Source organism: Pseudomonas sp. KH_046_2 (assembly GCF_057838985.1).
Genome location: NZ_CM174480.1, coordinates 2,564,041 through 2,582,402 on the forward strand (window position 1 = coordinate 2,564,041; position 18,362 = coordinate 2,582,402).

General features: G+C 52.6%; 16 protein-coding genes and 4 pseudogenes. 9 read left to right on the top strand and 11 right to left on the bottom strand.

The window, feature by feature from the left end; all coding sequences use genetic code 11:
- Window positions 1-309: 309 nt before the first annotated feature.
- Entirely contained in the window at window positions 310-927 is a 618-nt protein-coding gene (locus AC3IX1_RS11675; RefSeq protein WP_489388295.1) for a LysE family translocator, read from the bottom strand.
- A 189-nt stretch (window positions 928-1,116) separates the two neighbouring features.
- On the opposite strand from AC3IX1_RS11675, the pseudogene AC3IX1_RS11680 reads away from it, so the two are divergent.
- Window positions 1,117-1,568 (top strand): annotated as a pseudogene (locus AC3IX1_RS11680) (Lrp/AsnC family transcriptional regulator).
- A 67-nt stretch (window positions 1,569-1,635) separates the two neighbouring features.
- Here AC3IX1_RS11680 and AC3IX1_RS11685 read toward each other — a convergent pair.
- From AC3IX1_RS11685 to tnpA, 8 genes and pseudogenes are all read right to left on the bottom strand, one after another.
- Window positions 1,636-1,773 (bottom strand): annotated as a pseudogene (locus AC3IX1_RS11685) (protocatechuate 3,4-dioxygenase subunit alpha); the annotation flags it as partial.
- Window positions 1,774-2,438: 665 nt separating this feature from the next.
- Window positions 2,439-3,029 (bottom strand): annotated as a pseudogene (gene tnpC, locus AC3IX1_RS11690) (IS66 family transposase); the annotation flags it as partial.
- 116 nt (window positions 3,030-3,145) lie between these two features.
- Window positions 3,146-4,144 (bottom strand): tyrosine-type recombinase/integrase, encoded by a 999-nt coding sequence (locus AC3IX1_RS11695; protein WP_489384668.1) that lies wholly within the window; start codon window positions 4,142-4,144, stop codon window positions 3,146-3,148.
- Window positions 4,137-5,081, bottom strand: coding sequence for a tyrosine-type recombinase/integrase (locus AC3IX1_RS11700; RefSeq protein WP_489384667.1), 945 nt, complete (start codon window positions 5,079-5,081; stop codon window positions 4,137-4,139). The genes AC3IX1_RS11695 and AC3IX1_RS11700 overlap by 8 nt, the downstream gene beginning before the upstream one ends.
- Window positions 5,078-6,304 (bottom strand): tyrosine-type recombinase/integrase, encoded by a 1,227-nt coding sequence (locus AC3IX1_RS11705; RefSeq protein ID WP_489384666.1) that lies wholly within the window; start codon window positions 6,302-6,304, stop codon window positions 5,078-5,080. The genes AC3IX1_RS11700 and AC3IX1_RS11705 overlap by 4 nt, the downstream gene beginning before the upstream one ends.
- Window positions 6,305-6,417: 113 nt before the next feature.
- Window positions 6,418-7,392 (bottom strand): annotated as a pseudogene (gene tnpC / locus AC3IX1_RS11710) (IS66 family transposase); the annotation flags it as partial.
- A 61-nt stretch (window positions 7,393-7,453) separates the two neighbouring features.
- A complete protein-coding gene (gene tnpB / locus AC3IX1_RS11715; protein ID WP_256453175.1) occupies window positions 7,454-7,789 on the bottom strand; it encodes an IS66 family insertion sequence element accessory protein TnpB in 336 nt (111 codons plus the stop codon).
- Window positions 7,786-8,103 (bottom strand): IS66-like element accessory protein TnpA, encoded by a 318-nt coding sequence (gene tnpA, locus AC3IX1_RS11720; protein WP_256453176.1) that lies wholly within the window; start codon window positions 8,101-8,103, stop codon window positions 7,786-7,788. The genes tnpB and tnpA overlap by 4 nt, the downstream gene beginning before the upstream one ends.
- Before the next feature lie 162 nt (window positions 8,104-8,265).
- Between tnpA and AC3IX1_RS11725 the strand changes: the two genes are divergently transcribed.
- Complete coding sequence (locus AC3IX1_RS11725; RefSeq protein WP_489388296.1) at window positions 8,266-8,457, top strand: hypothetical protein; 192 nt, start codon at window positions 8,266-8,268, stop codon at window positions 8,455-8,457.
- Between the two features lie 41 nt (window positions 8,458-8,498).
- On the opposite strand, the gene AC3IX1_RS11730 is transcribed toward AC3IX1_RS11725, so the two are convergent.
- Both AC3IX1_RS11730 and AC3IX1_RS11735 read right to left on the bottom strand, forming a co-directional pair.
- Window positions 8,499-9,704, bottom strand: coding sequence for an MFS transporter (locus tag AC3IX1_RS11730; RefSeq protein WP_489388297.1), 1,206 nt, complete (start codon window positions 9,702-9,704; stop codon window positions 8,499-8,501).
- 197 nt (window positions 9,705-9,901) lie between these two features.
- Entirely contained in the window at window positions 9,902-10,384 is a 483-nt protein-coding gene (locus AC3IX1_RS11735) for an Lrp/AsnC family transcriptional regulator (RefSeq protein WP_489388298.1), read from the bottom strand.
- A gap of 224 nt (window positions 10,385-10,608) precedes the next feature.
- Here AC3IX1_RS11735 and AC3IX1_RS11740 point away from each other — a divergent pair, with 224 nt between their 5' ends.
- The 7 genes from AC3IX1_RS11740 to alr all read left to right on the top strand — a co-directional run bounded on the left by AC3IX1_RS11740 (window position 10,609) and on the right by alr (window position 18,238).
- Complete coding sequence (locus AC3IX1_RS11740) at window positions 10,609-10,998, top strand: nuclear transport factor 2 family protein (protein WP_489388299.1); 390 nt, start codon at window positions 10,609-10,611, stop codon at window positions 10,996-10,998.
- The gene (locus tag AC3IX1_RS11745; protein ID WP_489388300.1) at window positions 10,995-12,437 is read left to right on the top strand and encodes an NAD(P)/FAD-dependent oxidoreductase; all 1,443 of its coding nucleotides are present in this window, start codon (window positions 10,995-10,997) and stop codon (window positions 12,435-12,437) included. Before AC3IX1_RS11740 ends, AC3IX1_RS11745 begins: the two co-directional genes overlap by 4 nt.
- Entirely contained in the window at window positions 12,434-13,948 is a 1,515-nt protein-coding gene (locus AC3IX1_RS11750; protein WP_489388301.1) for an NAD-dependent succinate-semialdehyde dehydrogenase, read from the top strand. Before AC3IX1_RS11745 ends, AC3IX1_RS11750 begins: the two co-directional genes overlap by 4 nt.
- Before the next feature lie 49 nt (window positions 13,949-13,997).
- On the top strand, window positions 13,998-14,867 hold the full coding sequence (locus tag AC3IX1_RS11755; protein ID WP_489388302.1) for a transporter substrate-binding domain-containing protein: 870 nt from the start codon (window positions 13,998-14,000) through the stop codon (window positions 14,865-14,867).
- Between the two features lie 44 nt (window positions 14,868-14,911).
- Window positions 14,912-15,991 carry an amino acid ABC transporter permease gene (locus tag AC3IX1_RS11760; protein WP_489388303.1) on the top strand — a complete coding sequence of 360 codons (1,080 nt, stop codon included), beginning with the start codon at window positions 14,912-14,914 and terminating at the stop codon, window positions 15,989-15,991.
- A gap of 11 nt (window positions 15,992-16,002) precedes the next feature.
- A complete protein-coding gene (locus AC3IX1_RS11765; RefSeq protein ID WP_489388723.1) occupies window positions 16,003-16,770 on the top strand; it encodes an amino acid ABC transporter ATP-binding protein in 768 nt (255 codons plus the stop codon).
- Window positions 16,771-17,008: 238 nt separating this feature from the next.
- Window positions 17,009-18,238, top strand: a complete 1,230-nt coding sequence (alr, locus tag AC3IX1_RS11770) for an alanine racemase (protein WP_489388304.1) — start codon at window positions 17,009-17,011, stop codon at window positions 18,236-18,238.
- Window positions 18,239-18,362 lie beyond the last annotated feature (124 nt).

The following is an 18,362-nucleotide window of genomic DNA, read 5'->3' on the forward strand; positions in this document are numbered from 1 at the left end:
CCGTGCCCCAGACCGGTAGTTCATCGGAACTCGATGACGGCGCGGATCGATTTGCCTTCATGCATCAGATCGAACCGCGGCGGGTTTCGAAAAGGACACAGTGTATAAACGAGTGACCTCCTTCGGTGCGACCGGTCGATTACCCAGATCAAGAATAGTCTGCGATGACGTCTCGAGCGCGGCCAGGTCCGCGCACGGGCGAGTGTGCCGGGTTCGGATGGAATCAGGGGTCGCCGTTAAAGAGCATTTGTGTGAGATGCTCACGTTCTTCAGTTCCTGGCAGCACACCTGAATGACCAGTGCCCGAAATTAACCCGGCATCCGTTCGGTAAACAGCGTCACGGCGATGATGATCATGCTCGCTCCGGAGAAACGACTGACCCACTGAGCGGCAGCTGGGCGTGCCCGAAGAACAACCTGTGAGCCAAATCCGACCAGGAGATAAATGACGCCACAACTGACGGTGTGGACGAGCCCGAGCGCAATCATCTGCGTCGGTACGGGCCAGGGGGCAGTGGCGTCGGCAAACTGAGGCAAGAGCGCAAGGAACAGCAGGAACACTTTCGGATTCAAGCCGCTGACGCAAAGCCCCTTGAGCGCCCAGCGCAGCCATGAGCCTGACGCCTGAACTTCATCGGAGTGGGGTGTGGAGGGACGGGCGAGCATGTTGATGCCCAGCCACAGCAGATAACCCGCCCCGGCCACCGTCAGCACTGACATGACCCCAGGATGGTTGGCGACCAGGGTGCCAACACCCGCGGCTACCACCACTGTGGCAATCAAGTGGCCGAATAACAGTCCGCCCACAGCCGGTATGACAACGCGATGCTTCAAGCCGGCGGATATCGCGTAGGCCCAATCCGCCCCGGGCGTCACGACGAACAGAAACGACACCGCCCAGAAGGCAAAAAAGACACTGAAGGTCATGGCGCCACCCGCGCCCGTTGATCAATCATCGCGTTGTTCATCGTCCCGCCTCTCATATCAATGGCCGTCCCTCTTGTTTCCTGAAGATGAGTACGGCTGTTAATGGATGGAGGAAGATTAATGAAATGTTGTTAGAATTAACTTTCAAAGATGGTCGTGTTTTCGTTGTGATGAGGGAGATTATTCTGCATGGACAGAACTGACCGGAAGATTCTTGCCGAATTGCAAAAGGATGGCCGCCTTTCGGTCACTGAACTTGCCGAACGTGTGGGCTTGAGCCTTTCACCCTGTCATCGGCGAGTGCGGGCACTGGAGGACTCCGGTGTATTGCTGGGCTATCGCGCGCAGCTTGATCCCGGTGCATTGGGCCTGAATTTTTCTGCAATGGTATTTGCCACGCTCCGCGAGGGTGACCGGCAAGCCGTCGAGGCGTTCGAGGCGGCGCTCATTGATATACCCCAGGTGGTCGATGCCCAGCGGTTGTTTGGGGAGCCGGACTATCTACTGCAGTCGTTGCCCAGGACTTGCCCGCCTTTCAACGGCTTTACGATGAGAGCCTCTCGACATTGCCTAATGTGCAACGGCTCACCTCGACCCTGGTCATGAAGCGGGTCATTCAAGACCGGCCGCTACCTTTGTGATTGGCCCAACGGTAGATAACGTTCCTGTCTCTCAAGCAGCCTCCCCGTATAGGGGAGGCTGTCTTCGTCAGAAGTCGAAGAACACCGTTTCCGATTCGCCTTGAAGGTGAATGTCGAAGCGGTAGGCCAGTTTCCCGTCAACCGTGCAGCGCCTGGCAATCAGGGATTCACTCCGATGTGGCTGTTCGATCAGATTCAATACGGGGTCCACTACAATCATCCTCATCATGAATCGCCCCTAGCCTCGGCCATAAACTGGGGCCGAGGCCCTAGAAGGGGACGCTCATTACAGCTTTCAAGAATCTAAAGGAACAGATATGAAATGGAGGGGGTATAGGAGGATGACACTGAAGCGTGAATTTGCTGTTCGAGGTAAGCAGTTTCTGATCAACAGACGGATTGATGAAGCGAGCAACCGATGACTTTGCGACTTTAATTTCCATCTGCTGCTCAAGGATGATCACCTAGAGGTCATGGGAGTTGAAGTCATGGAGGATCCTGTGACTCCTCTGGAGCAGGATACACAACGTGCTTTCAGACAGCGCCGCTCAATAGCATTCGACTTGGCAAAGACTTTGAAATTGATTCGCTCTATAACTTGAATCGTCCCTAGATTCGTAGACACCTTCGAATGGCCCCTTCTGGCCGTTCTCTGCCGCTCATGTCTCCACGTATCTTGCAGGTCAAATACGGTGCACATGACTGGTCAGGTCCAATGCAAATGGGTGGTCATATGCAACACAAACGGGAGGTCAAGTAGGGTGTAATTTCGCACCCAGTTCTTTTTGCCTTTTTGCCTTTTCGTCTTTCACCCAAGCCTTTATTTCAGGGCTATATTTGTAAGCGTCTGCCCAACTCACCTTGCGTAAGTTAGGCCGGCACCCACTGATGCGGCAGCAGTTGGTCGATCTCACTTGCCCGCTGCGTCGGCAGGCGCATCAACACATCTTTGAGATACGCATAAGGATCATGCCCATTCATGCGGGCTGACTGGATCAAGCTCATGATCGCAGCTGCCCGCTTACCGCTGCGTAGCGACCCGGCGAACAACCAGTTCGAGCGTCCAAGTGCCCACGGCCTTATCTGATTTTCGACCGCATTATTATCTATGGGCACAGCCCCGTCCTCGAGATATCGAGTCAGTGCCGTCCAGCGTTTGAGGCTGTAATCCAGAGCTTTGGCGATGGCCGACCCTTCGGGCACAAGATCGCGCTGGGCCAACATCCAGGTATGCAGTGCGTCGATCAGGGGGGCTGCTTTTTCCTGGCGTATTCGCCAGCGATTTTCGTCGGTCATTTCCCGCGCTTGCCGTTCAATTTCGTACAACCCGCCAATTGAGTGCAGCGCCTGCTCAGCCAGTTGGCTTTTATTCGTCGCGTGCAAATCGAAAAACTTGCGGCGGGCGTGGGCCAGGCAGCCGATTTCCGTGATGCCTTGCTGGAAGCTGGCTTTGTAGCCGGCATTATGTGTTGCAACACATAATGCCGGTTATGTTGCGGTCTGAGTTATGTTGCGGTGGTAAGAGGCGCCGCCTCCCAATCGGGAGTTCGGCGCAAAAAGTGGCACATAAATTCATGTTACAGCCCTCGCATGAACGCCATGAGAGATGCTGAACTCGGTCGCAGGCGCACAGCCTCAGGCACATTTGTGACGTCCAAACATGCAAGCGCCTTGGCCTTCATTTCGAGATCGACTTCCGCGTAGATGTGGGTTGTGTCCAAGGAGACATGCCCCAGCCAGGCCCGAATTGTATTGATATCGACCCCGGCTCTTAACAGGTGAACGGCGGTCGTGTGTCGAATAGTGTGCGGGCTGATGCGCCTGCCTTGCATGGAATCAACCCACTTGCCGGCTGCTCGTCCATACACCGACACAACGCGATGGATGCCGAATCGAGTCATGGGATTCCCGGCACGACCTATGAATACGCGATCCTCTGTTCTGCGTTCGACGATGAGTGCCCGCAGCGCTGTAGCTGTTACTGACCACAGGGGGCAGACGCGCCATTTGTTTCCCTTACCCAGAATGCGCACGGAGGGTGAAGTCCCAAGTTGCAAATTACCAACGCTGAGGCAGGCAGCTTCGTCAGCGCGGGCGCCGGTGTTGTATAGGAACAGCAAAATCGCATAGTCCCGTGCACCCTGGCTCGTAGCCCGATTAGGTGCCCGGAGCAGAGCCTCCACTTCTGGCTTGTCGAGGTAGTGGATGACTGCCTGGGTAGTTTTTTTGAACGGGATAGAACGGATCTCTGTGCACCACGCCAAATGCTCTGGCGATCGCATAGCAATGAAACGCCCTAATGAATGAATCGCGCAGAGCCGCTGGTTGCGCGTGACGATGCCACAACCGCGCTCGTGTTCGACGTGTTCAAGGAATGCGCGCACGATGGCGGGCGATATGTCGAGCACCGTTAAATGGTCGATTGCCACCGAGGCTCGTCGACTGACAAATGGAAGCAGGAGCGTCAGCGTGTCGCGGTAACTGATCTGGGTGTTGTGGGATAGGTTGCGCTCGGCGACCAGATACTCCAACAAGAAGCGACGTACCCATGCCCCGAGGCGATTGCGGTCAATCATGATCAATCTCCTGGCCTGAATAAATGGCAAATCGGCGACTCGCTTCGTGCAACAGTTCGGGAGTCATATGCAAATAGCGCTGGGTCGACCTTATGTCGACATGCCCCAAATACGTTGCCAATTGCGGCAATAGCCGCTGTACATCCTTACCGGCGCGATACCATCCCAGTACACGATGAACGGCGGCTGTATGCCGCAGATCATGGAGGCGCGGTGGCCGTAGCTCGCCAGTTGGGCGAGCAATACCTGCCGCCAAACGAACACGTTGGAACACAGTTATGACGTATTGGTAGTTCAGGCGATGGCCAGTACGAGTGCACAGCAGGGCAGAGTCTTGGCCCAGTGGAAGTGCCAGCGCGCAACGTTGTCCTAGATAGACTCGCAGTTTCGATGCCAGCCTGGGCCCAATCGGCACCAGTCTTGTCTTATAGAACTTCGTGTCACGAACGGTGATGATTCGCTGCTCGAGGTCGACGTCACAGAGATTTAGTCTGATCGCCTCTCCGACGCGCAACCCTGCACCGTAAAGGATCAGCAGGAGGGTTCTGTATGTCGCAGCTTGAAGGCGACTGAGCGAGGTACTCAGTATGACGGTGGCATCTAACAAGTGCTGTATTTCTGCGGTGGCATAGACATAGGGAGTCTGTGCCGGTGGAAACTGTGGTGGTCGTTCCGGCAGGGGCGAGATCGTTGTGTGACCACGTGCGATTGCGAAGCGATAAAAGCTAACAAGTAATCCTCGCTTCGTCTTCCACGTAGCGCTTAGCTCACCGTGCCCATGCAGAAATGCGGCTACTGCCTCTGGAGTAACTTCGGGCAGCGGCAGGTTTCCAGTCTCACGTGCAAACTGACGTAGTACTCTGGCACTGCTATTCAGGCCCACGCCTTGGGCACGACGGACAGCCACGTAGGCATTGACTACGTCCAAGGTTCTCATAGCAGGTCTCCCAGGTCGAAGTCACCGACTTCACGTAACGAGACCAGATCAACCTTGGTGTACGTCATTGTCGCCGACGTGCTGCGGTGGCCCAGGTGGTCGCCAATCTCCTTGAGGCTCAGCCCATTGGCGAGCAGCCTGGCCGCGCATGCATGTCGCAGCGCGTGCGGCCCCAAATGTGCGACTTGTATGTTGAGCAGACGCAATCTGCCGCTGACGATGTTGTATAGGCCAGCAGCGGAGATGGGGACTCGCGGCGCCCGAGTTCGGATGAATATCTCAGGGTGCAGTACCTTCGGACGCACTGTGTCGACGTATTGCGCTAATGCCTCAGCCACTGTGAACGCCAATGGATAAACCTGTGGCTGACGGCGCTTCAATCGCCAAATATGCAATTGGCCAGCAGCCCAGTCGATCTGATCCAACCGGAGTGCGGCAACTTCTCCCCGGCGTAAACCGTAGACGGCGAGAAGCATCAGGATGGCTCGGTCGCGCACATCGCGTTCAGAGCTTGAATTTGTAGTTGCGAGTACTCGCTGAACATCCTCCCAGCTCAGTGCATAGGGAAGTGACTCTAGGGCGTAATGTCGCGGGGCGCGGATCGAGTCGGCCAATGTACTGCTGCATGCTCCCTGCGTTGCCGCGTAGCGCAGGAATACCCGCAACATTGTTGCGACGTGCCCTGCCGAAATTCGCGACCACCGTTGCGCACCGTAGGTGATGAAGTAGGCATCAATATCCTCGGGGCTAAGCGTCGAAAATCTGCGGCCTGTGTTGAAGCACCAGCGCAAAAAGGTTGCCGTTCGACTGCGCCATTGACTGATGGTACATGGTGTCAACCCGCGTTCATCCCGCATCCACGAGACGAAAAGCTCAAGATTCTCCTCGAATGGAATTGGCTCCGCCGTTGGCTCTTGCCACCAGCCCAGGAACTTAAACCAAGGTCTTGCGGTGTTTATCAACGTCGTAGCAGTTGCAGGAGAATTGGCCGGCAATGGCCCTTCGTGAATGATCTGGCGCAGCCGTGACGAATTGATTGCATTGAGGTCGCTTGGCTGCACCCGTTCGGCGATCCAAAGCAAGCAGCACGCCTTCAAGTAAAGGGAGGCATGCGTACAGCCCTGCTCAGCACAGTGCTGTAGATATCGCTCGCGTTCAGCGGCCAGCGATCCCACACGATGGCGTTTACAGGCAGCGTTTGAAGAATAGATATTCTCGAACATGGCAGACACTCCAGGTGATGAGGGTCTACCAAGGCGCTGCAACTTATGTTGCGTCAATCACCTATCGACAACAGAGAAACTGCCTATTCGCCCGGTCGGGATCACATAACTCAGGCCGCAACATAACCGGCAAAATCATCGCAAACCAGCTTGCCATTCCACTGGCCAAGAAAATTGCGTGCATGTTCGCCCGCCCGGCTCGGGCTGAAGTCGTACACCACTGCCTTGAGCGCCGAAAAAGGCGTGGTGCAGTAGGTCCAGACGTAAGCACGGTGGGTTTTCTTCTCGCCCGGCGCGAGCATCTGTACCGGCGTTTCGTCAGCGTGGATCACACCTTGAGCAAGCACTGTTTCGCGCAGCGCATCGACCAAGGGCTGGAGCTGCACACCGGTTTGGCCGACCCATTGCGCCAGGGTCGAGCGGGCGATAGCCAGGCCGGCGCGGCCAAAGATTTTCTCTTGCCGATACAGCGGCAAATGGTCGGCGAACTTGGCCACCATCACGTGAGCCAGCAGCCCTGCGGTCGGGATGCCCTTGTCGATGACCTGGGCCGGAACCGGAGCCTGACTCAGCGTTTCACATTTGCGGCAGACCCATTTCCCGCGCACATGCTGCTCGACGGTGAACACGCCCGGGATGTAATCCAGCTTCTCGCTGACGTCTTCGCCGATGCGCTGGAGCTGGCAGCCGCAGGCGCACTGGGTGGTGTCGGGTTCGTGATAAATCACGGTACGCGGAAACTGCGCTGGCAAGGAAACACGCTTGGGCTGCTTGCGTGGTTCGGCCGGCGCAGCCGGCGGATTCAGCGCCTTCAGCTCGGCTTCGATGGCCGCGATGTCGGTGTCGAGCAGGTCGTCGAGCAGGCTGCCTTGGGCAGGGCTCAGTTGCTCGCTGCGCTTGGCAAACTTGTTACGTTTGAACCAGGCGATTTCGTGGGTGAGCTGCTCGATGATGGTTTGGTCGCGGTCGTTCTTCTTGCCCATCCGGTCGACCTGCTGCCCGAGAGAATCAACCTGGGACAGCAACTGCGCCGCGAGGGCACGCAGTTGGTCTGGGGACATTTGGTCGAGATTGGGCGATGAAGTCATGCCGCGAATTTTGCCAGAGCAAGCCGTTTGCGGCGATAGACCAATGGGCTAATGGCGGGCGTTAAAGCAGTGTGATTGCACCGCCCGCCCCAACGCGCTGCCAAGGCAGACCGAGCACCAAGGCCTGAAGTTGCTCGGTATCCAGCTCCATCTCGCAGCCATTCCGAATACCGGGCCAGTGAAACTTGCCTTGGTTCAACCGGCGAGCAGCCAGCCAGACGCCAATCCCGTCATGCACCAGCACTTTCATACGAGTGGCGCGGCGGTTGGCGAACAGATAAGCACAGTGCGGCTTCGCCGCACCGAACACCGCGATCACCCTGGCCAGCGCCGTTTCAGTACCGGCACGCATGTCCATGGGCTCGGTGGCAAGCCAGATGGCGTCGATGCGAATCATTGAGTGAGTCCACGGACAAAGCGGGCGCAGCCTTCAGGATCGGACGTTGGCCATTTCACTGTGATCGATTGCTCGCCAAGCGGCAACTCAATGGTCGCCAACGCTTCCACCTGCCGTTTAGGCGTAGCTTTCAACGGAACGAAAGCCGGCAACGCCGCTGGTAGCTGATCTCGATAAAGCGGTAGCCACTTGCGGATAACGTTGGCATTGATGCCGTGGCTGATGGCAACGCTGGATAGGGTTGCGCCCGGTTGCAGACATTCCTGAACAACCTGGGCTTTGAACGGTTTCGGGTAAGAGCTTCGTTGGCGCATGGAAATCCTGACGTTAAGGGCGATCGCGTCCGCTTAAAAATACGCGGACACCATCGCCCTTAACGCTGGAGTTCGGAAGGTGTGTTGGCTGGACGCTTACCTATATTTGATGTCCACGACTTGATGGTCCCGTGTAAATAGGGCCATATAAAGTTAATACAGATGGTGGATGAAGCTGGAATAGGCACTGTAGGCCCGATACGCCCGCTGATGGCTATGCCCCTGCAGGACGATGAACTCACCTTGCGCGACGAAGAGCTCAAAGGCGTCCTTACACCGCAGATACTCATGCTGGATAGCCAAAATTTCGAGAAACTAAAAGCTCACATCTTGAGCCTTCACCAATCCATTTAACGCGCCTAATTCAGCACCTTCGCGGCCACGCTATTAACGAACTATGCCGTTGCCAGGGATGATTCTTTAGGCACACTCAAGAACCTCACCAACGCCAGCAGCGGAAGCGCACTGCCAACGATCACGATCCACAACCAGCCACCGTACTCATACACTGGACTGGCCACCGAAGAGCCAAATGCGCCACCGATAAAGATGCTGGTCATGTACAGCGCATTCAGGCGGCTGCGGCTTTTGGCGTCAAGGGAATAAACCGCGCGTTGGCCGAGGACCATGTTCGTCTGTACGCAAAAGTCGAGGACCACACCAGTCATTGCCAAACAGATAACGCTGCAGGTCGGATGGATTAAGGCGGGGAAAAAACTCAGGCTAGCTAACAGCAGCACCCATAACGTAGCGATGCGAGTGTGACCTGCATCGGCGAGGCGACCGGCGATGGGGGCGGCGATGGCGCCAATAGCTCCGACAAGGGCGAAGATCGCGATCTGCGACTGCGACAAGCCATGATTGCGCGCCAGTTCCAGCGGCACCGCAGTCCAGAACAGGCTGAACGCAGCGAACATGCAGCCATGATAAAACGCGCGCTGCCGCAATACTGGATATTGGCGGAGTAAGATCCACAGCGAACCGAGCAACTGACAATAGGATGCACTGTGATCTGGCCGGCGTTTGGGGATAGTAAGGGCCAGCACTATGCTGATGATTGCCATTAACACAGCAGCAAAGACAAATATCGCCCGCCAGCCGAAATGGTCAGCAACGACGCTGGACACAGGTCGCGCCAGTAAAATCCCCAGCAGTAAACCTCCCATGATCCCGCCGATTACGCGGCCGCGAGATTCTTCTGGCGCTAGGTGAGCAGCCAGCGGAATCAGTATTTGTACCGATACCGAACTGAAGCCTATCAGCAGCGATATCAACAAAAATACATTTGGTCGATCGGTTAGTGCCGCGCTAATAAGACTGACAATAGCCACTACCGTGGTGGTGATCATTAACCGGCGGTTCTCAAGCAGATCACCTAGGGGCACGAGAAAGAACAGGCCAAGCGCGAAACCGATCTGGGTCAGCGAAACGATCAGGCTGGCCATGGTATTGGTCAAACCAATGTCCGGGGCAATCAGGCCGATGATCGGCTGCGAATAGTAAATGTTAGCCACGATTGAGCCGCAGCAGAAAGCGAATAGCAGCACCATCCCTTTGGTCATAGTCGGAGGCACTTGGGGTAACTGGGGGGCTGGATTCATAACGTGTCTCGCGGAACAAAAGGAATTAGGCGCAGGCAGATGCCACAGCCGTTACGGCGAAAGTCGATTGGAGTGATAGCACTCATCCGTTGCGGAATGATGAAGGGGGCGTATTTTGTCACGCCGTAGACTCCGTGTCAGACCAGAAAAGACGATGCCAGCCCCTCAAGAGGTGAATTAGGGATTGGTGTATAACATCAGACACTGTCATCTTCAGTTGGTATATATAATCCACGTTTGTATGTTTGTAGAGCAACGCTGGTTGTAACCCGACGGATGTTCGGATTTTCCTCTACAAGGCGCTGAGTAATAGCATCATAGGCCTCCACATTCTTTGCTACTACGATCAAGTAGACGTCGGCAGAGCCAGTTGTATAGATAGCCTGCTGGACGGAGTCTTCTTTATCCAACCATCTTTTAAGTTGAGATAGTAAGTCCTTGCGTTCTCTCTCAATTTCTAGCGCAGTGACGAAGGTCAAGGGCATTCCGACCTTCTTCGCATCTACAATCGTGACCTGTCCCTGAATTACTCCATCATCGCGCATCTTACGGATACGCCTCAAAACAGAAGAAGCGGACATACCTGTTTCTTCAGCGATTTGATCAGCAGGGATAAGGCAATCTCTCTGCAAAATCGAAAGAATTCGACGATCACCACGATCAAGGGTGTTGTGAGTCACTGATGCTTTCCTCGTAACGGCCTGCGAAATAAACCATCTATGGCAAGGTCAGTTGAACATAGTTGGAAATACGGCAAACGTCAAAAATTGACATATTTTGACGTTCAGAAGTCATTTTATAAATGAAACATGCCGTATTAAACCGAAAACTGAGAATATTATGGTGGTAACCGGCAGATCTAACTCCGCCGTTCTCTGGATCAAGTTAAGAGGTGTGGGTGGTAATGAGCAATGTGACTGAAGTGGTGATCGGTGACCCAGTTGAAGTAGTGGATCGGTTTTTCACCGCCTGGGCAAAACAAGATCTAAAGACAGTGATTGAAATATTTTCCGAAGACGCCGTTTATTGTGCATCCCAAGGGCCTGAGCCTGGAACAACATATCGCGGGCGTCATGAAATTGAACCAGCTGTGAAAGTGATGTTCGATGCTGCGGGCGAAACAAAATTGAAGTTGGTGGCGATCTACCCGTTCGAGGGTGGGGTCACTGCGACATGGGATGTAAGCGGTAAAGATGCAAATGGACAGTCAGTAGCCGTTCTTGGGATTGATGTCTTCCTGGTACATAACGGGCACATCACCTTAAAGGACGCCTATCGCAAGGTTAAGTCATGAACAGCGTAAAAGACCACGGTAATACGAACTGTAGTCCGCTGAGTAGTGGCTTAACCCTGAGCGGAAAGGACCTTGGGTTTAATGCGGAACCGACGACTAAAGTCAGTTCCCCTATACGCTTAGAAATGCCTGGGCTGGACCATGCGCCATCTTACTGGGCGGCGACAGCCGGGGAGGAAGTGGCTACAGCCAATCAGTTGACGAGCAGATCGCAAACTTCGGTTGCTATTATTGGCGGCGGATTTACAGGCCTTTCGTGCGCTTATCACCTTGCAAAAAAACATGGGATTAAAGCGACCGTCCTAGAAGCCAATAAAGTTGGATGGGGAGCAAGCGGCCGTAATGGCGGTTTTTCAATGATCTGCGTCGGCAAAGATGACTATGCAGATACCGTAGCTCAATACGGGCTTGAGGAAGCGAAACAACAATTTGACGTCGGATTTTCCGCAGTAAAGACTGTAGAAGACATCGTGCGTGACAACATGATTGATATTGAGCGCGCCGAAACCGGCTGGATAAATATCGCTCATAAAACCTCCAGAATAGACGGACTAAGATCGACTCAACGACTTCTCAAAGAAAGTTTCAACTATGAAACCGAATTTGTTGACGAGAAGACCCTAAGACAAAATTATATTGGTAGCACTGAAGGGTATGGTGGGCTGATCTACCCTAACGGGTTCGGACTGCATCCGCTTAAATACGCTCGCGGAATGGCAAAAGCAGCAATAGACCACGGTGCGACGATCCACGATCAGTCACCGGTTTTGAGTTGGACTAAGGAGGGCGGTCGGCATGTCCTTACAACGCCTGAAGGCACCTTGGTCGCTGACCATGTAGTAATAGCGACTGCTGGATATACATTAGACTCATTAAATCCCTGGATGGCTGGCCGTGTTCTTTCAGCTATATCGAATATTGCTGTCACACGTCCATTGACACCTCAGGAGCAGGTTAAAGCGGGACTCAACACCACAATGATGGTAAGCGACACTCGCAAGCTTGTTTTTTACTATCGATTGTTGCCCGATGGTCGACTTCTTTTTGGTGCTCGTGGTGGAATTCGCGATGAAGGAAGCCGCAACAAGCAGGCATATGATTGGCTGATCAAGCGCATGGTCGATATGTTTCCGAGCCTGGCATCCGTCGAAGTTGAGTATTTTTGGCGTGGTTGGGTGTGTCTATCACGCGACAAACATCCGCATATGGGTGTTACTGAAGATTCCTCTGTTCATTACTCAATTGCATACATGGGTAACGGCGTTGCTCTTGGCTCTCACTTTGGTCGTCTTGTTGCCGCCCAAGTTGCGGGACAGCCAGAAGAGCCAAACATTACTCTTTTTAGAAAGCAGTTGCCACGATTTGAGTTGCCATGCCTCAGAGAGGCACAGTTGAGGGCTGCTTACTCTTATTACGGTATAAAGGACCGGTATTTATGAGCACTAATACACTAGAGAACGTCCAGTTTATGAATTCACTCATGGACTACACGGAACTCGGAATCAGGCTGATAAGAAGAAAGGATTTCCTACTTGGATCGTCATTGGTAAACGGGCAGTGGTTAAATAGCCCAACGATGATTGATGTGAATGATCCTGCTACCGGCCAACTGATTTGCAGCGTTTCAAGCCTTGACGCCGAATATGTCGACGAGGCAGTAGACGCCGCAGTGAGCGCTTTTCCTGGTTGGGCTGACTTTCTGCCAAAGCAGCGCGGCAATCTGCTAAGGAAGTGGGCTGCGCTAATACGAGAGCATCAGGAAGACTTGGCTACGCTGATTACTCTTGAACAAGGTAAGCCACTTGATGAGTCCCGGGGGGAGATCCAGTATGGAGCTGGGTTCATTGATTGGTTTGCAGAAGAAGCAGAAAGACTGTACGGGGAGACATTGCCAAGCCACAAGCCAGGAAGAAATCTGAGCGTCGTAATACAACCAATAGGCGTAACGGCTTGCGTAACACCATGGAACTTCCCTTCTGCCATGATTGCTCGGAAGGCCGCTGCAGCACTTGCTGTGGGTTGCACAATGATTGTTAAACCCGCCCCAGAAACGCCGTTGTCGGCTTTGGCCATGATTAGATTGGCTAAAGAAGCGGGGATTCCGTCGGGAGTACTGCAAGTCATAGTTGGCGACGCCGCATTGTTATCCATGCGCTTGCTTGAGCGTAAAGAAGTGCGAGCATTCTCATTTACTGGGTCGACGGAAGTAGGCCGCTTGCTACTTGGGAAGGCCGCGGCAACGGTCAAAAAAGTGTCACTTGAATTAGGTGGAAATGCACCATTCATCATTTTCGATGATATGCCACTTGATAAGGCTGTCGATGACTGTATGGCAGCTAAGTTCGCCACATCCGGTCAAGACTGCCTTGCGGCTAATCGGATTTATGTTCAGCGCGGAATTTACAAAGAGTTTGTTGAGCGTTTCGCCCTGAAAGTTTCGAAATTGCGCGTCGGCCATGGGCTCGAAGTCGGATCCGAAATCGGACCAATGACTCGTCTGTCAGCGGCAGACAAATGCCGTCACCTAATTGCGGATGCAATCGAAAAAGGAGCGCGTGTAGTCGCTCATCATTCGGATTGTTCAATCGGGTCATTTGTTTCACCAACCGTTTTAGCTGATGTTACTGATGGCATGTTGATCGCTACCGAAGAAATATTTGGTCCTTTGGCTGCAATTCTACCGTTTGATAGTGAAGACGAGGTAGTTAAGCGTGCTAATAACACAGAAATGGGCTTGGCAGCCTATGTATATACCAACGACCTCGCCCGATCCACAAGAGTTGTTAGCAGTCTTGAATATGGGATGGTTGCAGTTAATACCCCTAGTTTTACAGGGCCTCCCATACCGTTCGGCGGTTGGAAACAGTCTGGACTTGGAAGGGAAGGCTCCAGGCATGGCACAGCCGAATATACGGAAATGAAATACGTCTGCGTTTCATACAACTCGTAATATATCCCGAAGTACAAATTTTCCATAACAAATCAAAGAGGAAATAGTAATGAGGACCACTCAAGCAACTAACGCTTTTGCTAAACGACTTGTGGTTTCAGCACTGGTAATCTTCTCGACATATACATCTATTGCCGCGCATGCAGGTCAAGCATGGGATAGAATCGAAAAGAAAAAAGAAATGGTTGTAGCGACTGACGTAGCTAATCCACCTGCTTCCTTCTTGTCAGACGGAAACAATCTCGATGGTTTTGACGTAGCGGTTGCACGTGAAATCGCCAAACGGATTGGAGTCAATGTACGCTTTGTTACCCCAAGCTGGGATGTTATTACGGCTGGTAACTGGCAAGGCAGGTGGGACCTTTCTGTTGGCTCCATGACTCCGACTGCTCAGCGGCGCCGGGTACTAGATTTTCCGGCTATTTATTACTATGCCCCTGGTGGTTTGGCTGTTCATGTAAAGAATGCCACTATCAAGTCCGCCTCAGATGCCAGCGGTAAAAAGGTAGGTACGCAAGCAGGTTCTACTTATGAACAATACCTCCTTGGCACATTAAATATCGACTCAGATGGCCAAGTCCCTTTCATGTTTCAAGTAAAAAACCCTGCCATGACGACGTACGAGGGAGAGGCCACGGCACTCGATGATTTGCGTTTGGGAGACGGTGTTCGACTTGATGCTGTAGTTGTTTCACAGCAAGCAATTTTGGGTGCAATAAAATCCAATTACCCTATTCGCCAAGTAGGTGGTGCGCTATTTTACGAGCCATTAGGTGTGGCAATTGAGAAAGGCGACCCCGAACTCGCTGGTCATATCCAGCAAGCGGTTGAGTCAATGAAAAAAGACGGCGTGCTGAAACAGCTCTCGGAGAAATGGTTTCACGCAGACTATACAACGACTATTCGTAGTGACAGCTGACTCAGTGTGTCGATCAAGTAATTCATAATGCTGACACCAACAAAGTGCTGCTGAACGTCTTTGTTGGTGCGGGAGCTCCTGAAATGTCAATTAAAATAATATCTAAGGATTCACAAGTGCTTTTGCCTCGCGATGAGCAATGTGCATCACTAGTTACACCTGTAAGCTCAGAGTCACGCCGCATCAAGCGAGATGTAATTTGCGGAGTTGCTTTTCTTCTGCTCGGTGTATTTGCCCTATTCAGCAATTTTGAAATCGTCGACTGGGCTGACATGCCTTATAAGGTGTTGTTGGGGACCCTCCTTGTGGTGGGCAACTGGCTAGTTGTTCGTCGAACTCCATTTCGATTTGCGGTAGTTTTAGTGTGGGTGGAACTGGCATTCCTGTTCGTTCTCTTTTGCTCCTCTTTTGACTTTGAACCAGCTTACGCGCTGCAAAAAGCGAAGTCGATTCTTGGTTTGGAGTTAAAAGACGGATTTTTACAAGGAGCAGCCCTGACTCTTTTCATATGTGCGGCTTCGATTGCGCTGGCCATGATTCTTGCGCTGCTTGCTGCCCTGGCCAAGCTTTTCGGAGATGGATTTACATATGGCATTGCATCTTTTTATATCTCGTTTTTTCGAGGGACACCCCTTCTCCTTCAAATATTAATCATTTATCTCGGCTTGCCTCAGGCTGGGTTGACGATTCCCGCGGTGCCGGCTGGTATTCTCGCATTAGCCTTGAATTACGGTGCATATATGGCTGAGATTTTTCGCGGTGGTATTACCGCTATTCCTCGAGGTCAGTGGGAAGCAGCTGACGCTCTTGCTCTAGGAAAAATGCAGGTTCTTCGGTGGATTGTTTTGCCACAGTCATTACGGCTTATCGTCCCTGCTACGGGCAATCAGTTTATTATGATGCTCAAAGACAGTGCGCTCGTTTCAGCAATGGGTGTATGGGAGATGATGTATCTAGCTCGGGCAATTGGCCGCGCAGACTTCCGCAATATGGAAATGCTAATCACGGCAGCACTTATTTACTGGATTATGTCGGCGATCCTTGAGGCGTGTCAGGCTCGGTTGGAACGGAGATACTCGCGTGGCATTAGGTCATCGGTTCCTGCACGGGCTGGAGGCAAATGATGAACAACTCTATGATTCAATCGAATGAGAATATTTCTAACTCTAACAGCGTTGTTCAACTGGAAAGCGTATCTAAATGGTACGGTAACTTTCGTTGCTTGGATAATGTTCAGTTTAACGTAACACCTGGGGAACGGATTGTCGTTTGCGGTCCCTCTGGTTCTGGTAAGTCTACGTTAATTCGTTGCATAAACGGTATTGAAGCCCATGATAAAGGGAAAGTCAGGGTGGCTGGATATGAGTTAACGCGAGACAGATCGACCTTGGATCGTGTACGCCTAGAAGTAGGTATGGTGTTCCAGCAATTCAATTTGTTCCCCAATCTTACAGTCTTGGAAAACTGCACTCTTGCATTGCAGAAAGTGAAAAAAATGTCCAAAAGAGATGCCGTGGAGGTAGCGGAATTTTACCTTGCTCGTGTACACCTTCCTCATCTGGCTGATCGATATCCTGACCAACTTTCTGGTGGTCAACAGCAACGTGTAGCAATTGCTCGCGCCTTGTGTATGAAACCGCGAGTTATGCTTTTCGATGAGCCTACTGCTGCATTGGACCCTGAAATGGTTCGGGAAGTACTCGATGTGATGACAGAGTTGGCGAGTGAAGGAATGACCATGATTGTGGTTACCCATGAAATTGCTTTTGCGCGCTCTGTTGCTTCACGAGTGGTATTTATGGATGCAGGGCGGATTGTAGAGTCTGCTTCACCTGCTGAATTCTTTGATGCGCCTAAATCTGATCGAGCTCGATCATTTTTACAGCAGGTGATTCGTCACTGAGTTCAAATTCTATTGTTCAAGAGGCATTTCCCGCATCAAACCTCTTAACCCTTAAGGAGGCAGCGTTCCGGATTTAGGGGGGAGTCGGATTTGTCTCTTGAACAAAGAGTAGGAAAGCCTCGTATACAGAGATAATCGCTCGTGTGAACCATTAGGCACCGGAGCGAATGAAACAATACATTCTTCAGCGGATGAATCACCCAAACAATAAAAAGATCGACTCAATGGAGAGTTTCATATGCACTTTACTCGTACTGTCCTAGCGCTGTCCCTCAGCCTGATTTTTGTTCAGGCACATGTCCAAGCAGCACCGCCGCTGACATTGAACAATGGCAGCAGCACGTTGATCGCACAAAACAGCAACGCATGGGTTGAAATCAACAAGGCCGCGCTGGACCACAACATCCAGACACTGCTGGGCCAGCTTGAAGGTAAGTCAAAGCTGTGTGCGGTGCTCAAGGCTGATGCTTATGGCCATGGCATCGGCTTGGTCATGCCATCGGTGATTAAGTATGGCGTGCCCTGTGTGGCGGTGGCTAGCAATGAAGAGATGCGCGTGGTTCGCCAGAGCGGCTACAAGGGCGAGTTGATCCGTGTGCGTACCGCGTCCTTAAGCGAACTCGAAGATGCGCTGCAATACAACGCCCAGGAACTGGTCGGCAACCTCGATTTCGCCCGTCAAGCGGCAGAGCTAACAAACAAACACGGGCGCAAACTCCAAGTTCATATTGGTCTGAACTCTAGTGGTATGAGCCGCAATGGCTTGGAGATGGCCACCGAACAAGGCAAGAAGGATGCTGTAGCCATCACCAAGGTACCGAACCTCGAAGTGGTCGCGATCATGACCCACTTCGCGGTGGAAGAGAAAGAAGACGTGCGCAAGGGCCTGGCGACCTTTAATGAACAGGCTGCTTGGTTGATGGACGTAGCCCAACTCGACCGAAAAAAAATAACCCTGCATGCGGCCAACTCGTTCGCCACCTTGGAAGTACCTGAGTCGCACCTGGACATGGTCCGCCCTGGGGGTGCCTTGTACGGCGATACTGTGGTGTCGCACACCGAGTATCAACGAGTTATGCAGTTCAAATCGCACGTCGCGTCGGTCAACAACTACCCGGCCGGCAATACTGTCGGGTATGACCGTACATACACTCTGAGCCGCGATTCGAAACTGGCGAACATCACGGTCGGTTACTCCGATGGCTATCGCCGCGTGTTTACCAACAAGGGTGTGGTATTGATCAATGGTCATCGAGTACCAGTAGTGGGCAAGGTTTCTATGAACACCTTGATGGTCGATGTCACGGATGCACCCGACGTAAAAGCAGGTGACGAAGTAGTACTGTTTGGTAAGCAAGGCACAAGTGAGATCAGCCAGGCTGAAGTCGAAGAGATCAACGGTGCGCTACTCGCTGATCTCTATACCGTTTGGGGCAATTCCAACCCCAAGGTACTGGTCGAGAAGTAGCCCCTCCATTGTTGTAAATCACAGCGCGCTCGCTAGGGCGCGCTTTCAGCGAGCTAATGTCAGGTGAAAAACCTGAGCCAGATACTTATGGGTAACGAAGGCATTGCTTCGTGTAAATCACTTT